This is a genomic window from Bacteroides sp. 41_26, from assembly GCF_949740115.1.
Lineage (GTDB): Bacteria > Bacteroidota > Bacteroidia > Bacteroidales > Bacteroidaceae > Bacteroides > Bacteroides nordii.
The window spans coordinates 15,511-37,636 of the sequence record NZ_CATJGZ010000050.1 but is presented as its reverse complement, the minus strand read 5'-3'; the positions used below and the strand labels follow the sequence as shown (position 1 = coordinate 37,636).

The window sequence follows — 22,126 nt, the reverse complement described above, 5'->3', positions numbered from 1 at the left end:
TAGTACTTCAAATTTAGTTCGTACTATGACAGCGTTTTATTGAAACGCAAATAATCGCAGATTTTCGCAGATTAAATAGCTGCGCTATACTTGAGCGATGATATGTTTTGCGTGAATCTGCGAGTTTCTGCGTTTCAATAATAGCATCATATAATGATGAACGATTACTTATATTATTTAATTGGCATATTGGTATATTGGCATATTATCCAATTGACACATTATTAATTAGAACACTATTCATATGAAAGAAAGAGAAAAGAAATACATAGCCTTGTGGCTGGTCATGAAGCGCGAATGTCGCCGCCTCGTGTCACGTCCGCTTTATCTCTTTTGCATGGTTATTGCACCTCTGTTCTGCTACATATTCTTTACTACACTTATGGATTCGGGGCTGCCTACCAACCTGCCTGTAGGTGCGGTAGATATGGACCAGTCAGCCACCTCCCGAAATCTGATCCGTAATCTGGATGCTTTCGGACAGACGGCAGTAGTAGCACATTACGGAAGCGTGGCCGATGCCCGTATTGCCGTGCAGGAAGGAAAGATTTATGGCTTCTTCTATATCCCCAAAGGACTATCGGCAGATGCGCAAAGCCAGCGTCAGCCCAAGATTTCATTCTATACCAACAATTCCTACCTCATAGCCGGTTCATTACTCTTCAAAGATATGAAGATGATGAGCGAACTGGCGGCCGGAGCTGCCGGCCGTTCGGTACTTTATGCCAAAGGAGCTACCGAAGACCAGGCAATGGCTCTGTTGCAACCCATTGTGATTGATACACATCCGCTGAACAATCCCTGGCTGAACTACTCCGTTTATCTGTGTAACACGCTGGTACCCGGCGTACTCATGCTGATGATATTCATGATCACCGTCTACTCCATCGGTACGGAAATAAAAGACCGCACCGCCCGTGAATGGCTTCGCATGAGTAACAACTCCATATACATTGCATTGGCGGGTAAGTTACTGCCCCACACGGTGATATTCTTCATTATGGGTATCTTCTATAATGTGTACCTGTATGGTTTTCTGCATTTCCCGTGCAACAGCGGCATCCTGCCCATGATACTGGCTACCCTTTGTCTGGTGCTTGCTTCCCAATGTTGTGGGGTGGTGATGATAGGTACACTGCCAACACTGCGTCTCGGATTGAGTTTTGCTTCCTTATGGGGAGTTATCTCGTTCTCCATTTCCGGCTTCTCATTCCCGGTAATGGCAATGCACCCGATTCTTCAGGCATTAAGCAACCTGTTTCCGCTGCGCCATTATTTCCTGATCTATGTAGACCAGGCACTCAACGGTTACAGTATGGCCTATTCGTGGCCCAACTATATGGCATTACTGATATTCATGATGCTCCCCTTCCTGGTGGTTCACCGCCTGAAAGAAGCATTGATATACTATAAATACGTACCCTAATGAAAGATATAACATTCAAAGAGAAAGTGAAACAAGGCATCAACGACCTGTTTTACATTTGGCTGCGAGAGTTCCGTACTACTTTCCGTGACCAGGGGGTACTTATCTTCTTTGTACTCGTACCACTGGTATACCCGCTCATCTACGGATTCATTTATACGAACGAAGTGGTACGCGAAGTTCCCGCCGTTGTCGTGGATGCTTCGCGAAGCTCACTAAGCCGTGAGTATCTGCGGAAAGTAGACGCTACTCCGGATATCAATATTGTGGCCTACTGTGCCGATATGGAAGAGGCTCAACAGATGTTGAAAGACCGGTTGGCTTATGGTATCATCTATATCCCTTCGGAATTCAGCCAGGATATTGCACGGGGCAAACAAACACAAGTCAGCATCTATTGTGACATGAGCGGATTGCTCTATTACAAGAGTATGCTGCTTGCCAATACAGCCGTGTCTCTGGATATGAACCGGGACATCAAGATAGAACGCGCGGGCAACACCACTGCCCGGCAGGACGAAATCACCGGTTATCCGATAGAGTACGAAGATGTTGCCTTGTTCAATCCCACCAATGGTTTTGCCGCTTTCCTGATCCCGGCCGTATTGATTCTGCTGATACAACAGACATTATTGCTTGGTATCGGTCTCTCGGCAGGAACTGCCCGGGAGAACAACCGTTTCAAAGATCTTGTACCCATCAACCGCCACTATAACGGAACATTGCGTATCGTTATGGGGAAGGGATTGAGTTACTACATGGTTTATTCGTTGGTATCAGTATATGTACTCTGCGTAGTTCCGCGCATATTCAGTCTGAATCAAATCGGGCAACCCGGTACCCTGGCACTGTTCATGCTGCCCTATCTGGCGGCCTGTATCTTCTTTGCCATGACCGCTTCCATAGCTATCCGCAACCGGGAGACGTGTATGTTGCTTTTCGTATTCACCTCCGTTCCCCTGTTGTTCATTTCGGGAATATCCTGGCCGGGAGCCGCCATCCCTCCGTTCTGGAAGTACTTCTCCTATATTTTCCCGTCAACGTTCGGCATTAATGGGTTTGTATGCATCAACAATATGGGAGGTACGCTTAGCGAAGTAGCATTTGAATACAAAGCCTTGTGGCTGCAAACCGGATTCTATTTCCTTACCACTTGCCTCGTATATCGCTGGCAGATTTTGATGAGCCGCAAACACGCGATCGAGCGGTATAAAGAGCTGAAAGAAAGGGAGAAGGGAGAATTGAGAAGGGAGAAGTAAGGAAAGAGTTCGCCATCAATAGAGAGGGTATCAAAAGTAAAACTCGTTATCAACCAAACACAGATGATCGCTGATTGACGCAAAGATTCAATTAAATCTGCGTCAATCAGCGATCATCTGCGTTTCTAAAAGTTGCATATTGAAGCTTTATCCGGCTTTCAACGCACCTTCTTCAAAAGCAATGGTGCTACCGGATACATTTCTTAATCACCGGACAGACCAATTCGGCATAACGCATCATCCCCAGGTCGGTAAAATGAACGCCGTCCACGGTAGCCTCTCCATCATGCCCTAACATATCTTTTGATGAGATCATATAGATATTCTTCTCTCCCCGCTTTTTGAGCGACTGAAAAACGGCATTCACCGTTTCGTTCTTCCGTGCCACTTCCTCGGCAATACGCTGATCGAAACGGGTATGAGTAAAGATCGGATCTTCCAGAAAGATAACCGGAGTATCGGGATGCCTACTGCGGATGATTGTATAAAACTTATCGGCACGTTCCTTCATTTGTTGCACATTGGCATTGGGCACAAAATCGAGCACATACACGGAAGCATCTACGCCAGCCATTACCTCCGCTATTTCCAGATCGAGCAAAGCATTTCCGCTAAATCCTAAATTTATACATTCACGGTTCAGCCAACGGGAGATAATATTGGTATGCGCCATTCCCGGACGACTCGCACAACCTCCCTGCAAGATGCTGGTACCATAAAACACTACCGGTTTCTCACGTATCGGAAGATTAACTTCCGGTTGGGAGATCTCTGCCAATGAATCGACCCCGATGGAAAGTGAAGTCACGCCATCGTAAAGTGGAAGATACAGCATATATTCCCGTTCCTCCGGTTTCATATGGGAGATGATCTTCGCCTCGTTTACCTTACCGGACGGACGTCCGCTGTTGACAAATACCCACTTGCCATCCTGAAGGCAATAAAGATCGAGCCCTTTGATACCCGTCGGGGTCATGTGGTTCATGTTCCGGTTGAGAAGTACTTCCCACTTCGCGGCAATGGTGGTGGAATTGGAGCGGAAGCGCAGTGCCAGCCCGGCACTGTTTTGCCCCAATGCCCATACAGGCTTGCGAGAGATGCTCCTTAGAGAATCGGGTAACCTCTCATAGCGGGTTGCCGAATTTTGTGTTGCCTTACCCAACAATGGAAAGGCGGAAGCATCATGGTACACAAGCTGGCTTCTTAACGCCAACGTACAAAATAGCAAAGCTACTGCAAGGATGTAATTTTTCATATGTTACTGAAATTAAGACTCCCCAAAGGTAAGAAATAAAATTCATTAAGTAAAGAGAGAGGTTGGGAAAAGGCAAAGCGTTTGATTATTATTTTACACAAAACATTTCCCCGAAGCCGCACGTCATGCCCGGCTCCAGGGAGAGGGTACCTCGGCTCCGAGGAGAAGATCCTTCGGCTCCGGGGAGGAAGCTGCTCGGCTCCGGGGAGGAAAACGAGCTATACAATTGCTGATTATCAGCACATTACAAACACATCATTTAGCATTCCGAAACGCACACAGATAGTAATATTATACTACATTCACTCAATCATCGCCTGACGCACCTCCCCGTGCTGCAGGAAGCACATCATTGCTGAAAAGTGATAGGTTCCTGCCTCCAATGCGAAAGTAACCGTATCCTTTTGTTGAGACTCTAAACGTACTCCCTTTGCCTCTTTCCATCCGATACCTCCTTCTTTTACAGAAGCCAGACGGACATTCGGTAACTTCAAAAGAGCCGTGGTATTGGCAGGTATCACCACTTCGATATCCAGTTTACCATCCCGCACTTCCCAGTTGGAAACGATGGTACCATACATAGAGTTGTAGTGTGAGCGTACCTGTTTCGGTCCCTTTTCATTGATCCAAGGGGCTATGATGAACTCCTTGAATCCTGCTTCCGGACGCTGAATACCACCCAATGCCTCAATAAACCAAGTACCAATATACAGATAAGAGCTGTGCAAAGCAGACCCTCTGCATTCCCAATCTTCAAAGAAAGTACCGTTTGGAAAATCCAGTGTAAGATGCCCCCTAAAACCAAAAAGATTCTACCCCCTGAAAATATTCAATAATGCCCCCTCAAAAAGTCTTGACCGATGGGGTTATTATTATTTTAGTTTATTTCCCTCTGTATGCCGCCATCTTCCGGACACTTTCTCCGTTTAACTCAATTCGGTGAGCCGTATGTATAATACGATCCATTATGGCATCTGCCACGGTAGGATCCCCGATTGCGTCATACCAATTATCCGTCGGCAGTTGCGAGGTAATGATGATAGACTTGCGTCCATGCCGGTCCTCTATTATATCAAGCAGGATGGGACGTTCCTTGGCGTCAAGGTTCACAAGGAATAGATCATCCAATATGAGCAGTGTGCTCCGTTCGATTCTCTTGAGTTCCGCTTCCAATGTGCCTTTTAATTTTGCCACTTTAAGCGTACCCATAAGTTTCGGGGCATTCGCATAATATGTCCGTATACCCTTCTTGCAGGCTTCATACCCCATGGCTGTGGCAAGGAAGCTCTTTCCGGTACCGGATGAACCGGTGATGAAGAGGTTCTGTCCCTGGCGAATGAACTCCAGCGAAGCAAGCCGCTCCATTTGGTTACGGTCAAGGCCACGCGGGATTGTATAGTCTATCTGTTCGAGGCAGGCCTTGTAGCGGAACGAAGCTCCGCGTATAAGACGTTGGATGGCCGCATTGGCGCGGTAGTCCCATTTCCTGGCAAGTAACATGTGTAGGAAAGAGTCGATTGTCATTGTTTCGGCCATGGTGGAGGCCAGGCTTTCAGTGAAGGCGGCTGCCATGCCATGTAACTTCATACGGTTCATCAGCTCGATTGTCAACGTATTGCGGTCTTTTTCGACTGCTATTGGGGGGGGGTAAGATTATTTGTTTCCATTGTTGTTCTTATTTAAATGTTTTGATTTTGCGAAGTAGGCTGCTCCGCGGATGTTTTTGTGGGTAGATGTTACTGGGACTTCATCATCAATGTCTTCTTCTTTTGACAGGAAGTCTGCATCATCCCCACGCTCAAGGATTTGCCTTATTTCCTGATATCCGTATTGGCGCAGTTGCGTGGCGCATGCGCTTGCTGCCACCAACCGTTCCAGTCCGAAGGTCTTCTCCAGTGCCATGATTCCTTTGCATGAACGGAATGCCGCGGGAGGATACTTCTTGAGTTCCGCCACCTTTCGCAGATACAGCAACAGGACGTTATCCGTCTGACCGGCTCGTTCGTAAATCTGTTCCAGGTCCTTTTCGTAACTTCCATGGCGTCCAGGCAATCCGTGGGCATCCTTAGTCGTATAGGCATAGGGCGTGTCATCACGCTGATGTGTGGTCACCAGACGCAGGCCATGATATATATCCAGCGTGTCGGCATCATATACAATCTCGACACGTTTGCCTATATACTCTTTTGGTACACTGTAATGGTGAAGCCGGAAGGTGACGTAGCTGTTCCGCATTACCGTTGCGGAGCGTCGTTCTTTCATCTGATGACGTATGACGGGAAGTGGGCGGAGGCAGTCGGATTCAATCTGTTCAAACTGTTCCCGTCTGGACAGGGGACGTCCACTCATCCTGCGCCCGTTGAAGGCCGAGAGCGATTCGGAGATGGCCGCATTCAGAGATTCCAGCGAGTTGAATACAAGCCCCTCGATATCAGCATAGACAGAGCGGTAAAGCAGTTTCACGGCATTTTCCACCAAGGCCTTGTCTTTTGGATGACGTACCCGTGCGGGATATACGGTACATCCATAGTGTTCGGCAAATGCTGTAAACTCCTCGTTGATTACAGGCTCGTTGCGGTCGCTACGGGTCACGGCGGCCTTGAGGTTGTCAGGTACTATCGCCATCGGAACCCCGCCGTAAAAATGAAGAGCGTTCTCACACGCCCTGATCAGGTCCTGCCTTGACTGAGACCAGACCGCCTCGCAGTAGGTATAGTGGCTGCATGGAAGTATGGCCACGAACACTTCAACGCTGCGGCATTCGCCGTTTTCACTGTCAACTACCTCTAGTTTATCGCCAGCAAAGTCGATGTACATCTGGTCTCCGGCATAATGCTCGACATGCCCTACAACATGCGTTACCATGCGGTAGCGCATGAGATAGTTGCCGAAACTGGCATGTCTGTATCCGTTAGGATGTGTTTCGCGGTACTCTTCGTACAGGCTTTTCACTGTTACACCCCGGCGGCTAAGTCGGGCGGCATACTCAGGAAGAAGTGCCTCAAGCTCAAGTTGGCGTTGTGACGGAACCCTGTTGCGGCCAACACCCTCGGAGAACATCTCCTGGATGCGGGCGGAAGGCATGGCTGCCAGTTCCTTTATCGGTATGCCACACTCTTGAAACAGGCGCACATATCTGCGCGCCGTGTTGCGGGACAGCTCAAAGCTCCTGCTTATCTGCTTTATCCCCATCCCCAATGCATAACACTGGAGAATGTTTGCTATCTTTGTTGTCATAGTAGAAATGATTTTATCCCACCGGTCAAGACGGGTATCAAATCTACGAAAAAAATCCCCTGACGGACATTGTCTGACAGGGGCATTTTTATATTGGAATCAATGGGCAGGATTATTTGGGCACAAGGGGATAGAATCGCTTGGTTTTAGGGGGCATCTTACACTGGATTTTCCAGTATGAGGGTAAATTGCGTTTCTTCACCAACATCACACATGAATTCTGTACTCCGTTAACTCTTATTTACGGACCGTGTGAACGTATCTTACATCATGAAAACAGTGATGTATTCATCAAAAAGTACGCTCAAATTATTAAATCAAATACAGAACGACTCAACAGTCTGATTCAGGAAGTGATAGATTTCCGCCGTATGGAAACAGGAAATCAGACATGCCATATACAGGAATTAAATATCAGCGAATTATCACAGGAAATTATCGAATCATTCAGCGAATTGGCTGAGCAAAATAATATCCTTCTCCAAACTGATGTTAGCCCCAATATTATATGGAGAAGTGATAACAGTTGTTTTACGAAAATACTGAATAACCTCATTTCCAATGCGTTTAAATATACTCCGGAAAAAGGAACTATTTTAATATCCGTAAAAGTAATAAACGCAAAACTGGAAGTTAAAGTATACAATACAGGCAAAGGTATCAGTAAAGAAAATATCCCTCTAATATTCAACCGTTACAGTGTATTGGATAATATCAAAGAAAATAGTATCAAGGGATTATCTTCCAGAAACGGATTAGGACTTGCTATCTGCCATAGTATGGTAGAATTGCTTCAAGGTATAATAAAAGTAGAAAGTGAGGTAAATCAGTATGCCCAGTTCACCGTAACATTACCTCAGCTGGAAATTACAGAGAATTCTTCCCAAAAGCAGGAAGATGTTCCGAAACTAATTCAAAAAAATAGTATGAACAGGCAAGAGCTCGAAAACGCAACTGCCGGAGATAAATGTGCACAACCGGAAGCAACTATTCTGATTATTGATGATAACAAAGAATTGTTGTGGATGCTGAAAGATATATTATCTGATGAATACGCCATTCTTACAGCAGAAAACGGAGAAGAAGGATTAGCTCTGCTAAAACAAGAAACTCCTGACCTGATCATTACAGATATTATGATGCCTAAAGTTGACGGAATCACCCTGACTAAACAAATAAAGAGTAATAAGCACACAGTGCATATTCCTCTGGTTATTCTGTCGGCTAAGAACACAACAGATGAGAAAATAGAAGGTATTGAGTCAGGGGCTGATGCCTATATACCCAAGCCCTTCAACACCCAATATCTGGTAACAGTGATCAGGCAGCTTATCAAAAAACAAAGAGAGTTAGAACAATATTATAACTCTTCGGCCAGTGCCTTTGACTTTGGAGGCGGACAGTTATTGCAGAAAGAAGACAAAGAATATCTGCAAACAGCAAGAGAACTGATAAATAAGAATATGGATAATACACTATTCGGCCCCGAAGAATTGGCAGCCGCCATGCAAACGAGTAGCCGCAACCTATATCGCAAATTCAAAAACCTGAATCAACCGTCTCCAAAAGACTTTATAAAAGAGCAACGAATGACTTATGCAGCCAAGTTACTACTGACTACTACCCTTACAATACAGGAAGTCATGTACAAGACTGCATTCACGAACCGTTCTCATTTTTACAAAGAATTTGCTAAACGCTACAATCAGACACCCAGAGAATACAGAGAAGTAAACAAACAAAGAGATACCTCTCTGTCTGATTAAAGAAGTAATTTATGCGAATCTGTAGTTGGATAGTTGGTTCAAATCTGTTCAGAAATGAATAAGTTCACCACAGAGGACACGGAGGGCGCAGAGATATTATTTTCTCTGATGAAACGCGGATGAACGCAGATTAAAAAACTGTAGTTCTTTATTTTATCGTTATTTCCCTTTGCGAGAATTTGCGTTCATCTGCGTTTCAATAAAGATTTAAACTCTGTGTCCTCTGCGACCTCTGTGGTGAAATACCGTACAATAATGAACACCGCCCGGCATGCTTCTCAATGGCTTCTTTACTGAGTTTACATTATTTAACCCACTGACTATTGTTTAATTACGAATATTTCGTAGATTTGCAATATAATCGTAATTAAACATACTCCATGGAAAAGCTGACTATACAAGAAGAAGAAGTGATGATCTACATCTGGGAATTGGAAAACTGTTTTGTGAAAGAGATAGTAGCCAAGTTTGAAGCACCGGTTCCCCCTTATACGACCGTAGCATCCATAGTAAAGAATCTTGAACGAAAAGGATACGTCACGCCCCGCCGGGTAGGTAACACCTATCAATACACTCCTGCCATACGGGAAAGTGAGTATAAACGCAGTTTCATGAGCGGAGTAGTACGTAATTACTTCGAAAACTCTTACAAAGAGATGGTTTCCTTTTTTGCCAAAGACCAGAAAATCTCGACCAGCGACTTGAAAGAGATCATCGACATGATTGAAAAAGGTAAAGAAGAATAACGAATAAACAGTAAAATCATGACTCCGGAACTTGCCTATTTTCTAAAGATAAACGTAGGAATTATAGTATTCTATATATTTTACCGGTTATTCTTTTATAAAGATACATTTTTTCATTGGCGCCGGACAGCATTGCTTTGTTTTTTGGGAGTCTCTCTGTTTTATCCAATGCTCAACCTTCAGGAATGGGTAAAGGCACATGAGCCAATGGTGGTAATAGCCGATTTATATGCAACAACACTACTCCCTGAAGTGGTATTTGAAGAAACAATAACCCCAACTCATACAAACTGGCAGGAATTTGCCACCAATTCCCTAAGTATCATCTATTTTTGCGGAGTGATATTACTATTTATCCGTTTTATAATGCAACTGACCAGTATTATCCTCTTACGAATTCAGTGCAAAGTAACAGAGATACAAGGTGTACGTGTACAGATATTAAACAAAGCAAGTGGCCCCTTTTCCTTTTTCCATTGGATATTTGTCCATCCTGAATCTCATACTCAGGAAGAACTTGCCGAAATTCTTACTCATGAGCAGACCCATGCCCACCAGTTACATTCGGCAGATATAATGTTCAGTGAACTGATATGTATCGCCTGCTGGTTTAATCCTTTTATCTGGCTCATGAAGCGCGAAATACGAAATAATCTGGAATACATGGCCGATCAACGCGTCCTGCAAACCGGATACGACTATAAAGTATACCAGTACCATCTGTTGGGACTGGCTCATAACAAGGCTGCAGCAACTCTCTATAATAGTTTCAATGTTTTACCACTCAAAAACCGAATTAAAATGATGAACAAGAAAAGAACAAAAGAAATAGGAAGAACTAAATATTTGCTATTTCTTCCATTGGCTGCCTTGCTACTAATAATCAGTAATATCGAAGCAGTAGCCCGAACCACGAAAAATTTTGCACGGGAAGTAATACAAACTGTTGAAAAGTCAACAGAACAAGTAACAAAGGCTACCGGACAAATACCAGAACAGGCCACAGTAGAAGAAGTTACTATCCCGAAAGAAATTCCTGCCGATATAGACATAACCGACAAAGATCCTTCTGCCATCATGCAAAAAGTGAATACCGAAGATGATGATGATATTTTTGATGTTGTAGAAGAGATGCCCGTTTTTCCTGGCGGACAAACAGGTCTGATGGAGTTTATTGCTAAAAATTTGCGCTATCCTGTAAAGGCTCAAAAAGAAGGTATACAAGGACGTGTCATAGCACGTTTCATTGTAGAAAAAGACGGATCGGTTAGCAATCTGGCAGTAGCACGACGCTCTGCTAGTTCCGAACTAGACGCAGAAGCCATACGTGTATTGTCAACAATGCCTAAATGGACTCCGGGTAAACAAAGAGGAAAAGAGGTACGTGTAAAATATACAGTTCCCATCGCTTTCAGACTGAGCGGACCGGAAGTAGAAGAAATAAAAGACAGTAAACTGATGGAAGTGGTAGTTGTAGGATATGCTCCCAAAGATGACATCATAACCCCGGAAGTTGTTCTTGAAAGTGCAGAAATAATGCCCAAATATCCGGGTGGAGCCAGTGGACTAATGAGTTATCTGGCAAGAAATATCAAATATCCATTTGATGCCCAACAGAGCAAAACGCAGGGACGTGTTGTTATCCAGATGATAGTCAACAAAGACGGTCATGTTATCAGTCCGAAAGTAATACAAAGTGTCTCTCCTTCACTGGATGCCGAAGCTATACGTGTAGTAATGGGTATGCCACGTTGGGAACCCGGTAAAAACGATGGCCAAACGGTAGCTGTGCAATATACACTTCCTATCACCTTCAAACTTCAACAATAACTCTCTTTTAATACATTCATTGAAAAGAAAGAAGTAATCGCCTTTTATCATAGTGGTTACCTCTTTCTTTTTTACCAAAAAAGTAGTAAATAATAACTATATTATTCTTACTTTTGTAGATAACCATAAATAACAACACCATGAAACCATTCGTACTTATCACTTGTTTTCTGCTAAGTCTGACAACATTTACACAAGCTCAAGAAAGAATCATAGAACAACCTCCCTTCACCGCCTGGAGTTCTACAAGCATTGAAATAGATAAAGTAGCATTGAGTGACACAGCAACCATACTACATATCAAAGCTTTTTATCGTCCTAAAAACTGGATAAAAATTGCTTCCGGTAGCTTTCTGAAAGGAAGTGACGGCGAATTATATCCTCTGCGCCACGGTATCGGTATCACTCCCGATCAAAAGTTTTGGATGCCGGAATCCGGACAAGCCGAATTTAAACTTGTCTTTCCACCCCTGCCAAAAGATATTACCTCTATCGATTTCTCCGAAGGAGATACAGAAGGCGCTTTCAAAATCTGGGGAATACAATTGGATGGTAAGTTGCCTAAGCTAAAACTACCAGCTGAAGCTACAGAACGAACCAAGAAGCTTACTACCCTACCTACACCCAAAATAGAAAAAGGCAAAGCTCTCTTAGAAGGGCAAATACTTGATTTTGAACCGGGAATGTCTTCAAACTTCACTATCTACCTTAGAGGCGCTGTTAACCTGGAACAAAAAGTAGACATAAAAGTAAATGATAATGGACAATTCTCCAGCGAAATACCAGTCATTACAACAACACCCGCTACTCTTTATACCGGAATAGAAGCAATTGATTTTTTATTAGCACCCGGAGAAAAGACAAATCTCTTCATCAACCAACGTGAGATTTGCCGTCGGCAATCCAAGCTGCATAAAGACAAAAAATCCAATGAAGCAAACGTCTACTACGGAGGATATCTTGCCGGACCCTCCGGAGAAATTGCTAAACTGAATTTTAAAACCAATATAGATGATGACTATCCTCAGTTCATCAAAGACCTGAAAGACAAAAATGCAGAAGAAGTAAAAGCGTATATCCTGAATAAACATAAAGAGAAACTCCGGCAGATTGATGTTCTTAAAGCAACAAAAGCCTGCAAAGAGATGCTTTGTTGTGCTGTAGACGCATCGGCTGCATCACTTCTCACGTTCGTTCCCGGAATTATACAACGTGTACATATCACGAACTACAAGCTGAAGGACGAACAAGTGAATGAATATATAAAGAGTAATCCGGTCAATCTTCCGGATGATTTTCTGAATGTATTACGGGATTTTTCGTCTCTTAATACCACACGGGCCATGTATGTTCCACTCTATATGCGTCTCACCGGAAGCTCCATGTTTAGGACGGCATTCAGCAAAGCATTAGGAACGGACAAAGGGATTTATTTTGAACTTTCTACGGTAGCCGATGCACTGAACGGAATTAACGACTTTACACCTGTCACAGAAGAACAGTTGGCAAAAATATCTGCTTTATCAACTCCCGTCTATCTGGAAGCAGTGAAAGAGAAAAACGATGAATTACTGGCAAAAATAGAAAAGAACAAAAAGAAAACCGGATTTACCATAAATGAGGCCGGTGAGGTAAGTAACGAAGATTTGTTCGCTTCTATTATTTCCAAGTATCGTGGGCATACCTTATTAGTGGATTTCTGGGCAACCTGGTGCGGACCATGCCGCATGGCAAACAAAGCTATGATCCCCATGAAGGAAGAATTAAAAGACAGGGATATCGTTTATATTTATCTGACCGGAGAAACTTCTCCAAAAGGTACATGGGAAAACATGATACCCGATATTCATGGAGAACACTTCCGGGTAACAGCGGATCAATGGAGCTATCTGATGAAGTCATTCAATATCAGAGGAGTGCCTACCTATCTGCTCGTTGACCGTGAAGGAAACATCACTTATAAAACAACCGGATTCCCCGGAGTAGATAAAATGAAGAGTGAACTACTGAAAGTACTCAATAAATAAGAATAAATACAACTCACCACAGAGTTTCACAGAGTACTAATTATCTGATGAAACGCAGATTAACACAAATGAACGCAGATTAAAAAGACTGTAATTCTTTATCTTATATGGTTTCCCTTTGCGAAAATCTGCGTTCATCTGCGTTTCAATAAAGATTTAAAACTCTGTGGTAAAACAGATTTCAACTACTGATTCGCATTACTTATGCATTTCTACAATCTGTGTAGGTGCCTGTTCTACATTCCGCCGATCTACCTGGCGGACCACAGCAGCAGCCAATGATAAGAAAGCACGACCGGTAATTGTATTCTCATCCAATGCAGCAGGAGTTCCCTTATCACCGCTTTCACAAATACTTTGAACTATAGGAATCTGTCCCAGCAAAGGCACATTCATCTCTTCTGCCAGTTTCTTGGCACCTTCACGCCCAAAGATGTAATATTTGTTTTCGGGCAATTCGGCAGGAGTAAACCAAGCCATATTTTCGACCAACCCCAAGATAGGTACATTCACTTTTTCATTGGTGAACATATTAATACCCTTACGGGCATCTGCCAATGCCACAGCCTGTGGAGTGCTCACAACAACTGCACCAGTCAAGGCCAATGTTTGTACTACAGTCAGATGGATGTCACTGGTTCCGGGGGGCAAGTCAATCAGGAAATAGTCCAGTTCGCCCCAATCGGCATCACCAATAAGCTGTTTCAGTGCATTACTTGCCATACCACCACGCCATAAAGTAGCTTGATCGGGATCGACAAAGAAACCAATGGAAAGAAGTTTCACCCCATATTTCTCAACGGGAATAATCATATCACGCCCTCCAATTTTTTCGGCATAAGGACGGGCATCTTCTACCTGAAACATTTTTGGCATAGAGGGCCCAAAGATATCAGCATCAAGCAATCCAACTTTATAGCCAAGTTTGGCAAGCGCCACAGCAAGGTTTGCCGCTACGGTAGACTTACCGACCCCTCCCTTTCCGGAAGAAACGCCAATAATATTTTTCACTTGCGGCAATAGTTTTCCTACTTCCGGACGTGCGGCCTGAATGGTTCTTACACTAATATTACCTACAATTTCCACCTCTTTACTTACGTGAGTAAGAATAGCTGCTTCGGCAGCTTTAACCACCGACTTCATAAAAGGATCGGTAGGCTTTTCAAAAAGAAGGGAAAAAGAAACTTTCATCCCTTCAATGCGGATATCATCCTCCACCATACCGGCTTCAACAAGATTCTTACCGGTACCGGGATAACGCACTGTTGCCAGCGCATCGAGTATTAACTTTGGATAAAGAGTCATTTTATTTACGATTTGACGATTTACAATTTGACGATTGAAATTACTTAGATTTACCATAAGACGATTGGGATTACCTATGACTACAGGAAGAAAGATTCTTCAATCGTAAATCGTCAATCGTCTAATCGTAAATCTGATTATTTACTTGTTTGTAACCCGCTCCTCTTACTACGGTTATAGCTACGATACGAGTCGAGTTCTATTTCAACATCCGGCTCTTGCAATTCACCTTGCTGCGGAAGCAGAAATTTTATATACTTAATATTTAAACCACGGTCAAGCCATTGTTGTTCATAATAAGTCTTGATTCCCAGAATATCATCTACGAGGCCGGAATGATAAAGATCTTCGGTGATAAACTCTACCGGAAACTTATTCTCTTCGATCATATATCGGGTATAGGTGAACATGAAGTTACTATCCGTCTTTAAATGAATGATTCCATCTGGTTTGAGAAAGCGGCGATAACGCTCCATAAAATGAGTAGAAGTTAGTCGCTTGGTAGCCTTCTTCATTTGCGGATCAGAAAAGGTAAGCCATATTTCACTCACTTCACCCGAGCCAAAAAAGCGGTCTATTATTTCAATATTCGTACGCAGGAAAGCCACATTCTTCATACCTGTTTTCAAGGCTTCGGTAGCTCCGGTCCACATACGTGATCCTTTGATATCTACACCAATAAAATTCTTATCCGGAAACATCTGTCCCAATCCTACGGTATACTCTCCCCTACCACAACCCAGTTCGAGCACTATCGGATGATCATTACCAAAAAATATTTCATTCCACTTGCCCTTCATTTCAAAAGGCACATTGTCCGCCACAGAGTAAGGATACTCAAACACATGCGGATAACTTGCCATATCGGCAAACTTCTCTAATTTTCCTTTTCCCATATAATCAATCTGGTTTGTCTGCAAAGTTACTTACTTTCGACGGAAACGGCAATCAGGTAGGAAGAATATTTCATAGAGGTCAAATAGTCACTCAAGACATTTATATATAAAACCTGCTTCTTTCTTAAATTAGTACCTTTTCATAGGAAGTAAAGTTACGGACAATTAAAGGTAAACTATAATCAAAAGTTTCAGTTGTAAGATTAAAACTTTAAGTTTTACAACCAAAAGTTCCGATTATAGAATCAGAAGTTTTGGTTATAGATTATAAAAGAGAGAATAGTAGTTTTTTTCCTGATAAAAGGTAGTTCATATCGCCTTGTTTTGAACAAATATATGCAATTAAGCTGAGTCCGGTTTTCAACTACTGATTCGCATTAATAATAAGAGACTTCATTTTATAGTCCCTAAAAGATAGATAAGTATGAAAGTAATATGGCTAATTTTAATTATATTGATTTGTACAGGATGTACCAACAATAGAAAAATCCAGCAAACTGGTTTGGAAAATAATCTGATATCTTATTCTGATATTATGAAACAGAATGACTATCATACTATTTTTAATGAATCTATGAAGAGAGGCATAAAAAAACGCAGATTATCGCAAAAATAAATGGAGTACAGATTTCTCCGCACTCCATTTATCCATATTATATAAGAGTTTTATCTTAAGCTTCAATAATAACCTCTTCTTCTACAACTGTCTGCGCTTTCAAATCTTCATAGAAAGCAGCATGAGCAGATTGTACATAAGGTTGTAGGAAAAGGAATCCGATACCAAAAGTAAAAAGACACAAAATAGCCCAACCGATAAAGCTAAGATCAAGCAAGAACAATTTCATCTTGTTACCATCCATCATAGCCATACTTTTTTCGATAGCAGCATTATTAGCCAACTCCGGTTGATCTTTCAGAATAAAGTCCGTCATTGCATACGAATAGTTCTTAATAATACCAGGAATGACGAGCAACAGCGTCCATAAAAATGTATAAATAGCCTGAAGCAATTTAGTACCAACAATACGGCCGAAATCATTGAATCCATCAAACAGACCTCCGATGTTCATTTCACCACCTCTCATTACGCTCAGCATCACAATAGAGTATCCATACATCATAGGCAATGCAACCAATATAGTTCCAACAACCGGAATGTAAGAAGCAGCACCCGATACAGCACCAAATACGAGAGTAGTTACTGCTCCCATCACCCATTTGTCAGTAAGAGCAACACGTGCTTCTGCACGCAATTCTGAATTTTGTTTCAACATAATATATAAGATTTAATTAAATAAATGTCATTCTACAATAGTTACCCATCCGTGTGTATCCGGTTCGTCGCCATATTGGATAGCACGTAGTTTATGGTACAATTTTGTACAGATCGGGCCTGGTTTACCATCCTTAGAGATAATATATGAATGATCATTTTCCGGATCATCAATACGCTGTATCGGGCTGATCACGGCAGCAGTACCACAAGCACCGGCCTCTTCAAGAGTTGCCAGTTCTTCTTCGGGCACCGGACGGCGCTCTACTTTCAATCCCATGTCTTCTGCCAGCTGCATAAGACTCTTGTTGGTGATGGAAGGAAGAATAGATGTTGATAATGGGGTAATATAAGTATTATTTTTAATACCAAAGAAATTGGCTGCACCACACTCGTCCATATACTTCTTCTCTTTTGCATCGAGATAGAACTCAGCCGAATATCCAGCTTCGTGAGCTTCCATACTTGCACGCAGACTGGCAGCATAATTACCACCTACTTTATAAGTACCTGTTCCCAGCGGAGCTGCACGATCATATTTGCGTGTGATTACGTAAGGAGTAGTTGCAAACCCACCCTTGAAGTAAGGACCTACCGGCGTTACGAAGATTACAAAGAGATATTCGTTAGCAGGACGTACACCTACCTGCGCACCGGTACCAATGAGTAGCGGGCGGATATAAAGAGAAGCTCCTGTTTCATAAGGCGGAATGAAACGTTCGTTCAGTTTTACAGCTTTCAGAACAGCCTCTTTGAAACGGTCGGTCGGAAGTTCCGGCATAAGGATTCCTCTACAAGTAGATTGTAAACGTGCCGCGTTCTCTTCAAGACGGAAAATACGAACTTTACCATCTTTACCACGGAAAGCTTTCAAGCCCTCAAATGCCTCCTGACCATAGTGCAGACAAGTGGCAGCCATGTGCAGGTTAAGGATTTCGCTACTGCTTATTTCCAATTCGCCCCATGCACCATCGCGATAATTAATTCTCACGTTGTAATCTGTCTTCATATAGCCGAATGACAGATTAGACCAATCTATTTCTTTCATATTAGTATGTATATTAGTTAAATTCTGCTATCAGACAACAAAAATAACTTTTATTCTTTAGATTGTAGCTTTTCATGCAACAATTTTTCGACTTCCCGATCAGCTTTTGTCAGTTTCTCCGTACAAAATGCAATTATTTCATTGGCCTCCTTTATTTTTTCTGCCAACACATCTATTTCAAGTTCATTATTGTCAATCTGACGAACAATCTTTTCCAGGCGCTCCATAGCCTGAGAATAGGTTTCTTTTTTTACAGACATAATTTTATTTACGATTAGACGATTTACAATTAGATGATTGAAGTAACTCTGAATTTACGATTGAAGTTAGTTCTCCGTGATGCAAGCGAGTGATGATTTCGTCACCGAGAGATACCAGGGAAGCATCGGTGACGGGTTTACCTTCTTTCAGAGTGATACTATAGCCACGGGCAAGGAGTTTATCGGGAGAGGCATCAGTGATACGCTGCTGAAACAGTTCCAGGCGATGGCGCTGACGAGCCAGTAAAGCAGCAGAGACTTGCATTAAATCTTTACTTGCTGTCAACAGGCGAAAACGTGCATCTGACAACCGATGAACCACTAATGCGGGAATACGCGCCTGGCAAGACAAGAGTCTTCCGGATTCACGTTCAAGAAAAGCAGAAGCACCTTCGCGAAGACGGGTAGACAGATATTCCAGTTGGTCCGCAGCTTCATCCATACGGTTTATTAGTAATTCGGCAGCGGCAGTCGGTGTCTTCACCCGGGTATGCGCCACAGAATCAAGCACCGTGTCATCACGTTCATGCCCAATACCGGTAATTATGGGTAATGGAAATTGTGCACAGGCAGCTGCCAGCAGATAAGTATCAAAACCGGATAAATCGGACGTCGCTCCTCCGCCACGAATGATAACAACAACATCAAAGTCGCCTAGCCGGGCATTCACACGGTCGAGTGCAGACAGAACGGATTCTTCTACCTGATTACCCTGCATCATAGCTGGAAACAATTCCGTATAAAAGAAAAAGCCACGGGAATTGTGCTGCAACTGATGGCAAAAATCTCCGTAACCGGCAGCAGTAGCCGAAGAGATAACAGCTATACGCTGCGGCAACAGAGGCATTTCAAGTTCTTTATTTAAGGTCAGTACTCCCTCTTCTTCCAGCTGCTGCAATATCTCGCGACGGCGGCGTGCCATATCGCCCAGCGTGTAAGTTGGGTCAATATCCAGCACAGTCAGGCTATAGCCATATAGCTCATGAAACTGAACAGTCACCTTCACCAATACTTTGATACCGGAACCGAACATCTGTCCGGTTGCTTCTTCAAAATAAGGTTTCAGCAACCGAAATATATTGCTCCAGATCATCCCCCGCGCTTTGGCAATAAGATTATTGCTACGAGGATCTTTCTGTATAAACTCCAGATAACAATGTCCCGTACTGTTGGACCGCACATCACTCAGCTCCGCCTGTATCCAGTATTCATCGGGCAAGCATTGTTCCAGGCTCCGTCGCACCAACGCATTGAGATCAAAGAGAGTCAGCGCTTCCTGTTTCATTTTGCAGACTGATAAGCTTTCCACATATCAGGAATCCCGTATCCATAAATATTGTCGGGATATTTGGCACGATCTCCCGAACGGCGAACCAGTTCAATGATCTCCTTTGCCGTCAGATTGGGAAGTGCCTGCCACAAGCAAGTCACCATACCACACATGATAGGTGAAGAGAACGAAGTACCGTTGGCTCTTCTCAATACACCATCCGTCCCCATTACGTCCGAACCTAAACCTACTGCCATTACATCAGGTTTTACACGGCCATCGGCTGTATTTCCGATAGAAGAGAAGGGAGCCAGTTCACCTTTTTTACTAATAGCACCTACCGTAAGTACATTGTCTGCATCTCCCGGAGGAGTCGTTTTTTTCCAAGGTCCCGAACCGGCATTCCCGGCACTGCACACTACAATCATACCCTTATCTGCTGCCTTTGCAGCCTGGCGAGACATCAAAGCGAAGTGGCCGTCCAGATCACGATAACGATAATCTTTTGATTTATCATCAAAAGCATAATATCCCAATGAAGTATTTACCACATCTACTCCCACACTATCGGCAAATTCAATGGCAGCCGCCCAGTAATCCTGTTCCACTAAATGTTCGGAATATTCATCCTCGCTACGTAAGAGCCAGAAAGAAGCCTCAGGAGCCGTACCAATCATCACATGAGGCTGATTCATACCAATGCATGAAAGTACACACATGCCATGACTGCTCTCGGCATAAATGTCAGCTTGGGGATTTACAAAATCTTTTGTACCCAGAATGTTGATATTCTTCATCGCATCTATACTGTCAGCATTATGAAAACCTGCATCAATCACAGCAATCGTCATCCCTTGTCCTTTAAATCCTGCTTTATGCAGCTTGTCGCCATTGCTTATCCGGATCTGGCGGAGTGCCGGTCCATAGGCTTCTTTTATCCACAAAGGGGTATTTACCAATGAATCGCGTTCGGTAGCCATCGTAGGATTCTTTGGATCGGGCGCAATCCATACCTTTTCGGTAGCACGGACAAAAGGAAGTTTGGCTATCTTATCTATCAATGTCGTATCGTTGCAGGACACAGTAACAAAGTTGTCCCATTTTCCCATAGTGACAATATTCACACCTTTCTTACGAATAGCATCCACATACTTACGGCACACCGGTAAGTCGGTAGAGTCTATTGCCAACCGCTGTTTCTGACGGCGTTCAATAGCTTTCTTTGAAAGAAACTCTTCCGGACGATCTAATGAATAAGTGGTGACAGCCTTATCTCTGAGACTGATGCGATACTTCAATGTGTCCTGTTGCGCCGATACTCCGGTAGTAGCAAGAAGCAGAGCGCCCAAAATTAATTTTCTCATACTTTATATTCGGTTTCTATTAAAAATCTTTGTTTTCTTCAATCACAAGGCCAATCCCCCGCTGTGAAGCTATAAATGCACCACCTATCACCCGACGGCCATCATAAAACACTGCCGACTGCCCGGGAGTAATAGCCGAGGCCTCTGCAAGGAACTTCACGAACAGCCGTCCATCTTCCAATCGCTTCACCCGGCAGGGTATCGGGCGGCTGCGATAACGAATACGTACCGCCAGATTCTGGCATGATAATACTTCCTGCTCATCAATCAGGTGATCCTGATCGGCGAGCATATATCCGACATGTAACTGTTCAACATCCCCCAGCATTACAGTGTTCTTCTGTGGATTGATTTTCAGCACGTATGCGGGTTTACCCAAAGCAATCTCAAGTCCTTTCCGCTGCCCGATTGTATAATAAGGAAACCCTTTATGCTGTCCCAACTTCACTCCTTCCGAATTGACAAACCATCCCGGACCAATCTCCGTATCCAGTTCGGGATACTGCTCGCGCAGGAAATCACGATAATCTCCTCTGATAAAACAGACTTCCATGCTTTCGCCTTCTTTTGATTTGGCTTCATACCCTTTTTCACGCAGATAATCCCGTACTTTCAGCTTGGTATAGTTTCCCAAAGGGAAAATGCACCGCCTCAATACCTCCTGACCCAGACGCCAAAGGAAATAGGACTGGTCTTTTTTATCATCATCTCCCGCTACGATGTATATATTCCCATTACGTTCTTCCAACCGGGAGTAATGTCCGGTAGCAATCCAATTACAATTCAGGCGATCCGCCCACTCCGTCAATACACGAAACTTAAACAACGGATTGCACATCACGCAGGGATTTGGGGTTCGCCCCTGACGATATTCATCAATGAAATTCTTTACGATTGTATCTTTGAAAGGTATCCGTTCGTCGGCTACATAGTGTTCAATGCCCATTCGCGCAGCCAGTTCTCTGGCATCCTGCGGTTCATCTCCCCACACACGCATGGTTACACCTACTATTTCGTATCCTTGTTCTTGTAGCATCAGGCAGGTGGCTGTGCTATCTATACCGCCACTCATGCCTACTAATACCCGCTTATTTGGTTCTTTCATGCAAAGTCTGATTATTGTATGCATGCAAATGTACAGTATTCCGCTCAGATAGCCATACG

Annotated in this window: 16 protein-coding genes and 2 pseudogenes; 6 read left to right on the top strand and 12 right to left on the bottom strand. The window is 43.4% G+C overall.

The features are described from left to right. Positions 1-244: 244 nt before the first annotated feature. Together QX565_RS03030 and QX565_RS03025 are read left to right on the top strand one after the other, a co-directional pair. On the top strand, positions 245-1,426 hold the full coding sequence (locus QX565_RS03030; RefSeq protein ID WP_002562224.1) for an ABC transporter permease: 1,182 nt from the start codon (positions 245-247) through the stop codon (positions 1,424-1,426). Beyond that, the gene (locus QX565_RS03025) at positions 1,426-2,685 is read left to right on the top strand and encodes an ABC transporter permease (protein WP_289291200.1); all 1,260 of its coding nucleotides are present in this window, start codon (positions 1,426-1,428) and stop codon (positions 2,683-2,685) included. Before QX565_RS03030 ends, QX565_RS03025 begins: the two co-directional genes overlap by 1 nt. Before the next feature lie 187 nt (positions 2,686-2,872). Here the strand turns inward: QX565_RS03025 and QX565_RS03020 are convergent, their stop codons facing one another. The 4 genes and pseudogenes from QX565_RS03020 to istA form a co-directional block, all read right to left on the bottom strand. Then, positions 2,873-3,940, bottom strand: a complete 1,068-nt coding sequence (locus QX565_RS03020) for an SGNH/GDSL hydrolase family protein (RefSeq protein WP_195351157.1) — start codon at positions 3,938-3,940, stop codon at positions 2,873-2,875. Between the two features lie 302 nt (positions 3,941-4,242). Then, positions 4,243-4,668: an alpha-L-rhamnosidase C-terminal domain-containing protein gene (locus QX565_RS03015; protein WP_025867474.1), complete on the bottom strand. Its 426-nt coding sequence runs from the start codon at positions 4,666-4,668 to the stop codon at positions 4,243-4,245. Between the two features lie 154 nt (positions 4,669-4,822). Then, a pseudogene (istB, locus tag QX565_RS03010) lies at positions 4,823-5,607 on the bottom strand (IS21-like element helper ATPase IstB). Then, positions 5,594-7,177, bottom strand: a complete 1,584-nt coding sequence (gene istA / locus QX565_RS03005; RefSeq protein WP_289291197.1) for an IS21 family transposase — start codon at positions 7,175-7,177, stop codon at positions 5,594-5,596. The pseudogene istB and the gene istA overlap by 14 nt, the downstream one beginning before the upstream one ends. Positions 7,178-7,353: 176 nt before the next feature. Between istA and QX565_RS03000 the strand changes: the two are divergent. The 4 genes and pseudogenes from QX565_RS03000 to QX565_RS02985 all read left to right on the top strand — a co-directional run. Next, positions 7,354-8,943, top strand: a pseudogene (locus tag QX565_RS03000) (hybrid sensor histidine kinase/response regulator transcription factor); the annotation flags it as partial. Between the two features lie 380 nt (positions 8,944-9,323). Continuing rightward, complete coding sequence (locus QX565_RS02995) at positions 9,324-9,689, top strand: BlaI/MecI/CopY family transcriptional regulator (RefSeq protein ID WP_122202257.1); 366 nt, start codon at positions 9,324-9,326, stop codon at positions 9,687-9,689. 18 nt (positions 9,690-9,707) lie between these two features. After that, a complete protein-coding gene (locus QX565_RS02990; RefSeq protein WP_122202258.1) occupies positions 9,708-11,519 on the top strand; it encodes a M56 family metallopeptidase in 1,812 nt (603 codons plus the stop codon). Between the two features lie 140 nt (positions 11,520-11,659). After that, entirely contained in the window at positions 11,660-13,546 is a 1,887-nt protein-coding gene (locus tag QX565_RS02985; RefSeq protein ID WP_289291193.1) for a TlpA family protein disulfide reductase, read from the top strand. A 198-nt stretch (positions 13,547-13,744) separates the two neighbouring features. Here QX565_RS02985 and QX565_RS02980 read toward each other — a convergent pair whose 3' ends face one another. The 8 genes from QX565_RS02980 to mnmA form a co-directional block, all read right to left on the bottom strand. Then, the gene (locus QX565_RS02980; RefSeq protein WP_025867469.1) at positions 13,745-14,851 is read right to left on the bottom strand and encodes an Mrp/NBP35 family ATP-binding protein; all 1,107 of its coding nucleotides are present in this window, start codon (positions 14,849-14,851) and stop codon (positions 13,745-13,747) included. A 137-nt stretch (positions 14,852-14,988) separates the two neighbouring features. Then, a complete protein-coding gene (trmB, locus tag QX565_RS02975) occupies positions 14,989-15,747 on the bottom strand; it encodes a tRNA (guanosine(46)-N7)-methyltransferase TrmB (RefSeq protein ID WP_288508079.1) in 759 nt (252 codons plus the stop codon). A 671-nt stretch (positions 15,748-16,418) separates the two neighbouring features. Further along, positions 16,419-17,021, bottom strand: a complete 603-nt coding sequence (locus tag QX565_RS02970; RefSeq protein WP_002562264.1) for a DUF975 family protein — start codon at positions 17,019-17,021, stop codon at positions 16,419-16,421. 27 nt (positions 17,022-17,048) lie between these two features. Next, on the bottom strand, positions 17,049-18,080 hold the full coding sequence (locus QX565_RS02965; RefSeq protein WP_288508093.1) for a branched-chain amino acid aminotransferase: 1,032 nt from the start codon (positions 18,078-18,080) through the stop codon (positions 17,049-17,051). A 38-nt stretch (positions 18,081-18,118) separates the two neighbouring features. After that, positions 18,119-18,328 carry an exodeoxyribonuclease VII small subunit gene (gene xseB, locus QX565_RS02960; protein ID WP_002562266.1) on the bottom strand — a complete coding sequence of 70 codons (210 nt, stop codon included), beginning with the start codon at positions 18,326-18,328 and terminating at the stop codon, positions 18,119-18,121. 4 nt (positions 18,329-18,332) lie between these two features. Then, positions 18,333-19,613 carry an exodeoxyribonuclease VII large subunit gene (xseA, locus tag QX565_RS02955; RefSeq protein ID WP_289291189.1) on the bottom strand — a complete coding sequence of 427 codons (1,281 nt, stop codon included), beginning with the start codon at positions 19,611-19,613 and terminating at the stop codon, positions 18,333-18,335. Continuing rightward, positions 19,610-20,962, bottom strand: coding sequence for a S8 family peptidase (locus QX565_RS02950; protein ID WP_002562268.1), 1,353 nt, complete (start codon positions 20,960-20,962; stop codon positions 19,610-19,612). Before QX565_RS02950 ends, xseA begins: the two co-directional genes overlap by 4 nt. Positions 20,963-20,981: 19 nt before the next feature. After that, on the bottom strand, positions 20,982-22,067 hold the full coding sequence (gene mnmA / locus QX565_RS02945) for a tRNA 2-thiouridine(34) synthase MnmA (protein ID WP_002562269.1): 1,086 nt from the start codon (positions 22,065-22,067) through the stop codon (positions 20,982-20,984). Positions 22,068-22,126: the final 59 nt, after the last annotated feature.

Excerpts from the sequence above, each read along its gene's own strand:
- QX565_RS03020 (WP_195351157.1), bottom strand. The coding sequence starts at position 3,940 with ATGAAAAATTACATCCTTGCAGTAGCTTTGCTATTTTGTACGTTGGCG.
- QX565_RS02970 (WP_002562264.1), bottom strand. The coding sequence starts at position 17,021 with ATGTTGAAACAAAATTCAGAATTGCGTGCAGAAGCACGTGTTGCTCTT.
- QX565_RS02950 (WP_002562268.1), bottom strand. The coding sequence starts at position 20,962 with ATGAGAAAATTAATTTTGGGCGCTCTGCTTCTTGCTACTACCGGAGTA.
- QX565_RS02985 (WP_289291193.1), top strand. The coding sequence starts at position 11,660 with ATGAAACCATTCGTACTTATCACTTGTTTTCTGCTAAGTCTGACAACA.
- QX565_RS03025 (WP_289291200.1), top strand. The coding sequence starts at position 1,426 with ATGAAAGATATAACATTCAAAGAGAAAGTGAAACAAGGCATCAACGAC.
- QX565_RS02980 (WP_025867469.1), bottom strand. The coding sequence starts at position 14,851 with ATGACTCTTTATCCAAAGTTAATACTCGATGCGCTGGCAACAGTGCGT.
- istA (WP_289291197.1), bottom strand. The coding sequence starts at position 7,177 with ATGACAACAAAGATAGCAAACATTCTCCAGTGTTATGCATTGGGGATG.
- xseA (WP_289291189.1), bottom strand. The coding sequence starts at position 19,613 with ATGAAACAGGAAGCGCTGACTCTCTTTGATCTCAATGCGTTGGTGCGA.
- xseB (WP_002562266.1), bottom strand. The coding sequence starts at position 18,328 with ATGTCTGTAAAAAAAGAAACCTATTCTCAGGCTATGGAGCGCCTGGAA.
- QX565_RS03030 (WP_002562224.1), top strand. The coding sequence starts at position 245 with ATGAAAGAAAGAGAAAAGAAATACATAGCCTTGTGGCTGGTCATGAAG.
- QX565_RS02995 (WP_122202257.1), top strand. The coding sequence starts at position 9,324 with ATGGAAAAGCTGACTATACAAGAAGAAGAAGTGATGATCTACATCTGG.
- mnmA (WP_002562269.1), bottom strand. The coding sequence starts at position 22,067 with ATGAAAGAACCAAATAAGCGGGTATTAGTAGGCATGAGTGGCGGTATA.
- trmB (WP_288508079.1), bottom strand. The coding sequence starts at position 15,747 with ATGGGAAAAGGAAAATTAGAGAAGTTTGCCGATATGGCAAGTTATCCG.
- QX565_RS02990 (WP_122202258.1), top strand. The coding sequence starts at position 9,708 with ATGACTCCGGAACTTGCCTATTTTCTAAAGATAAACGTAGGAATTATA.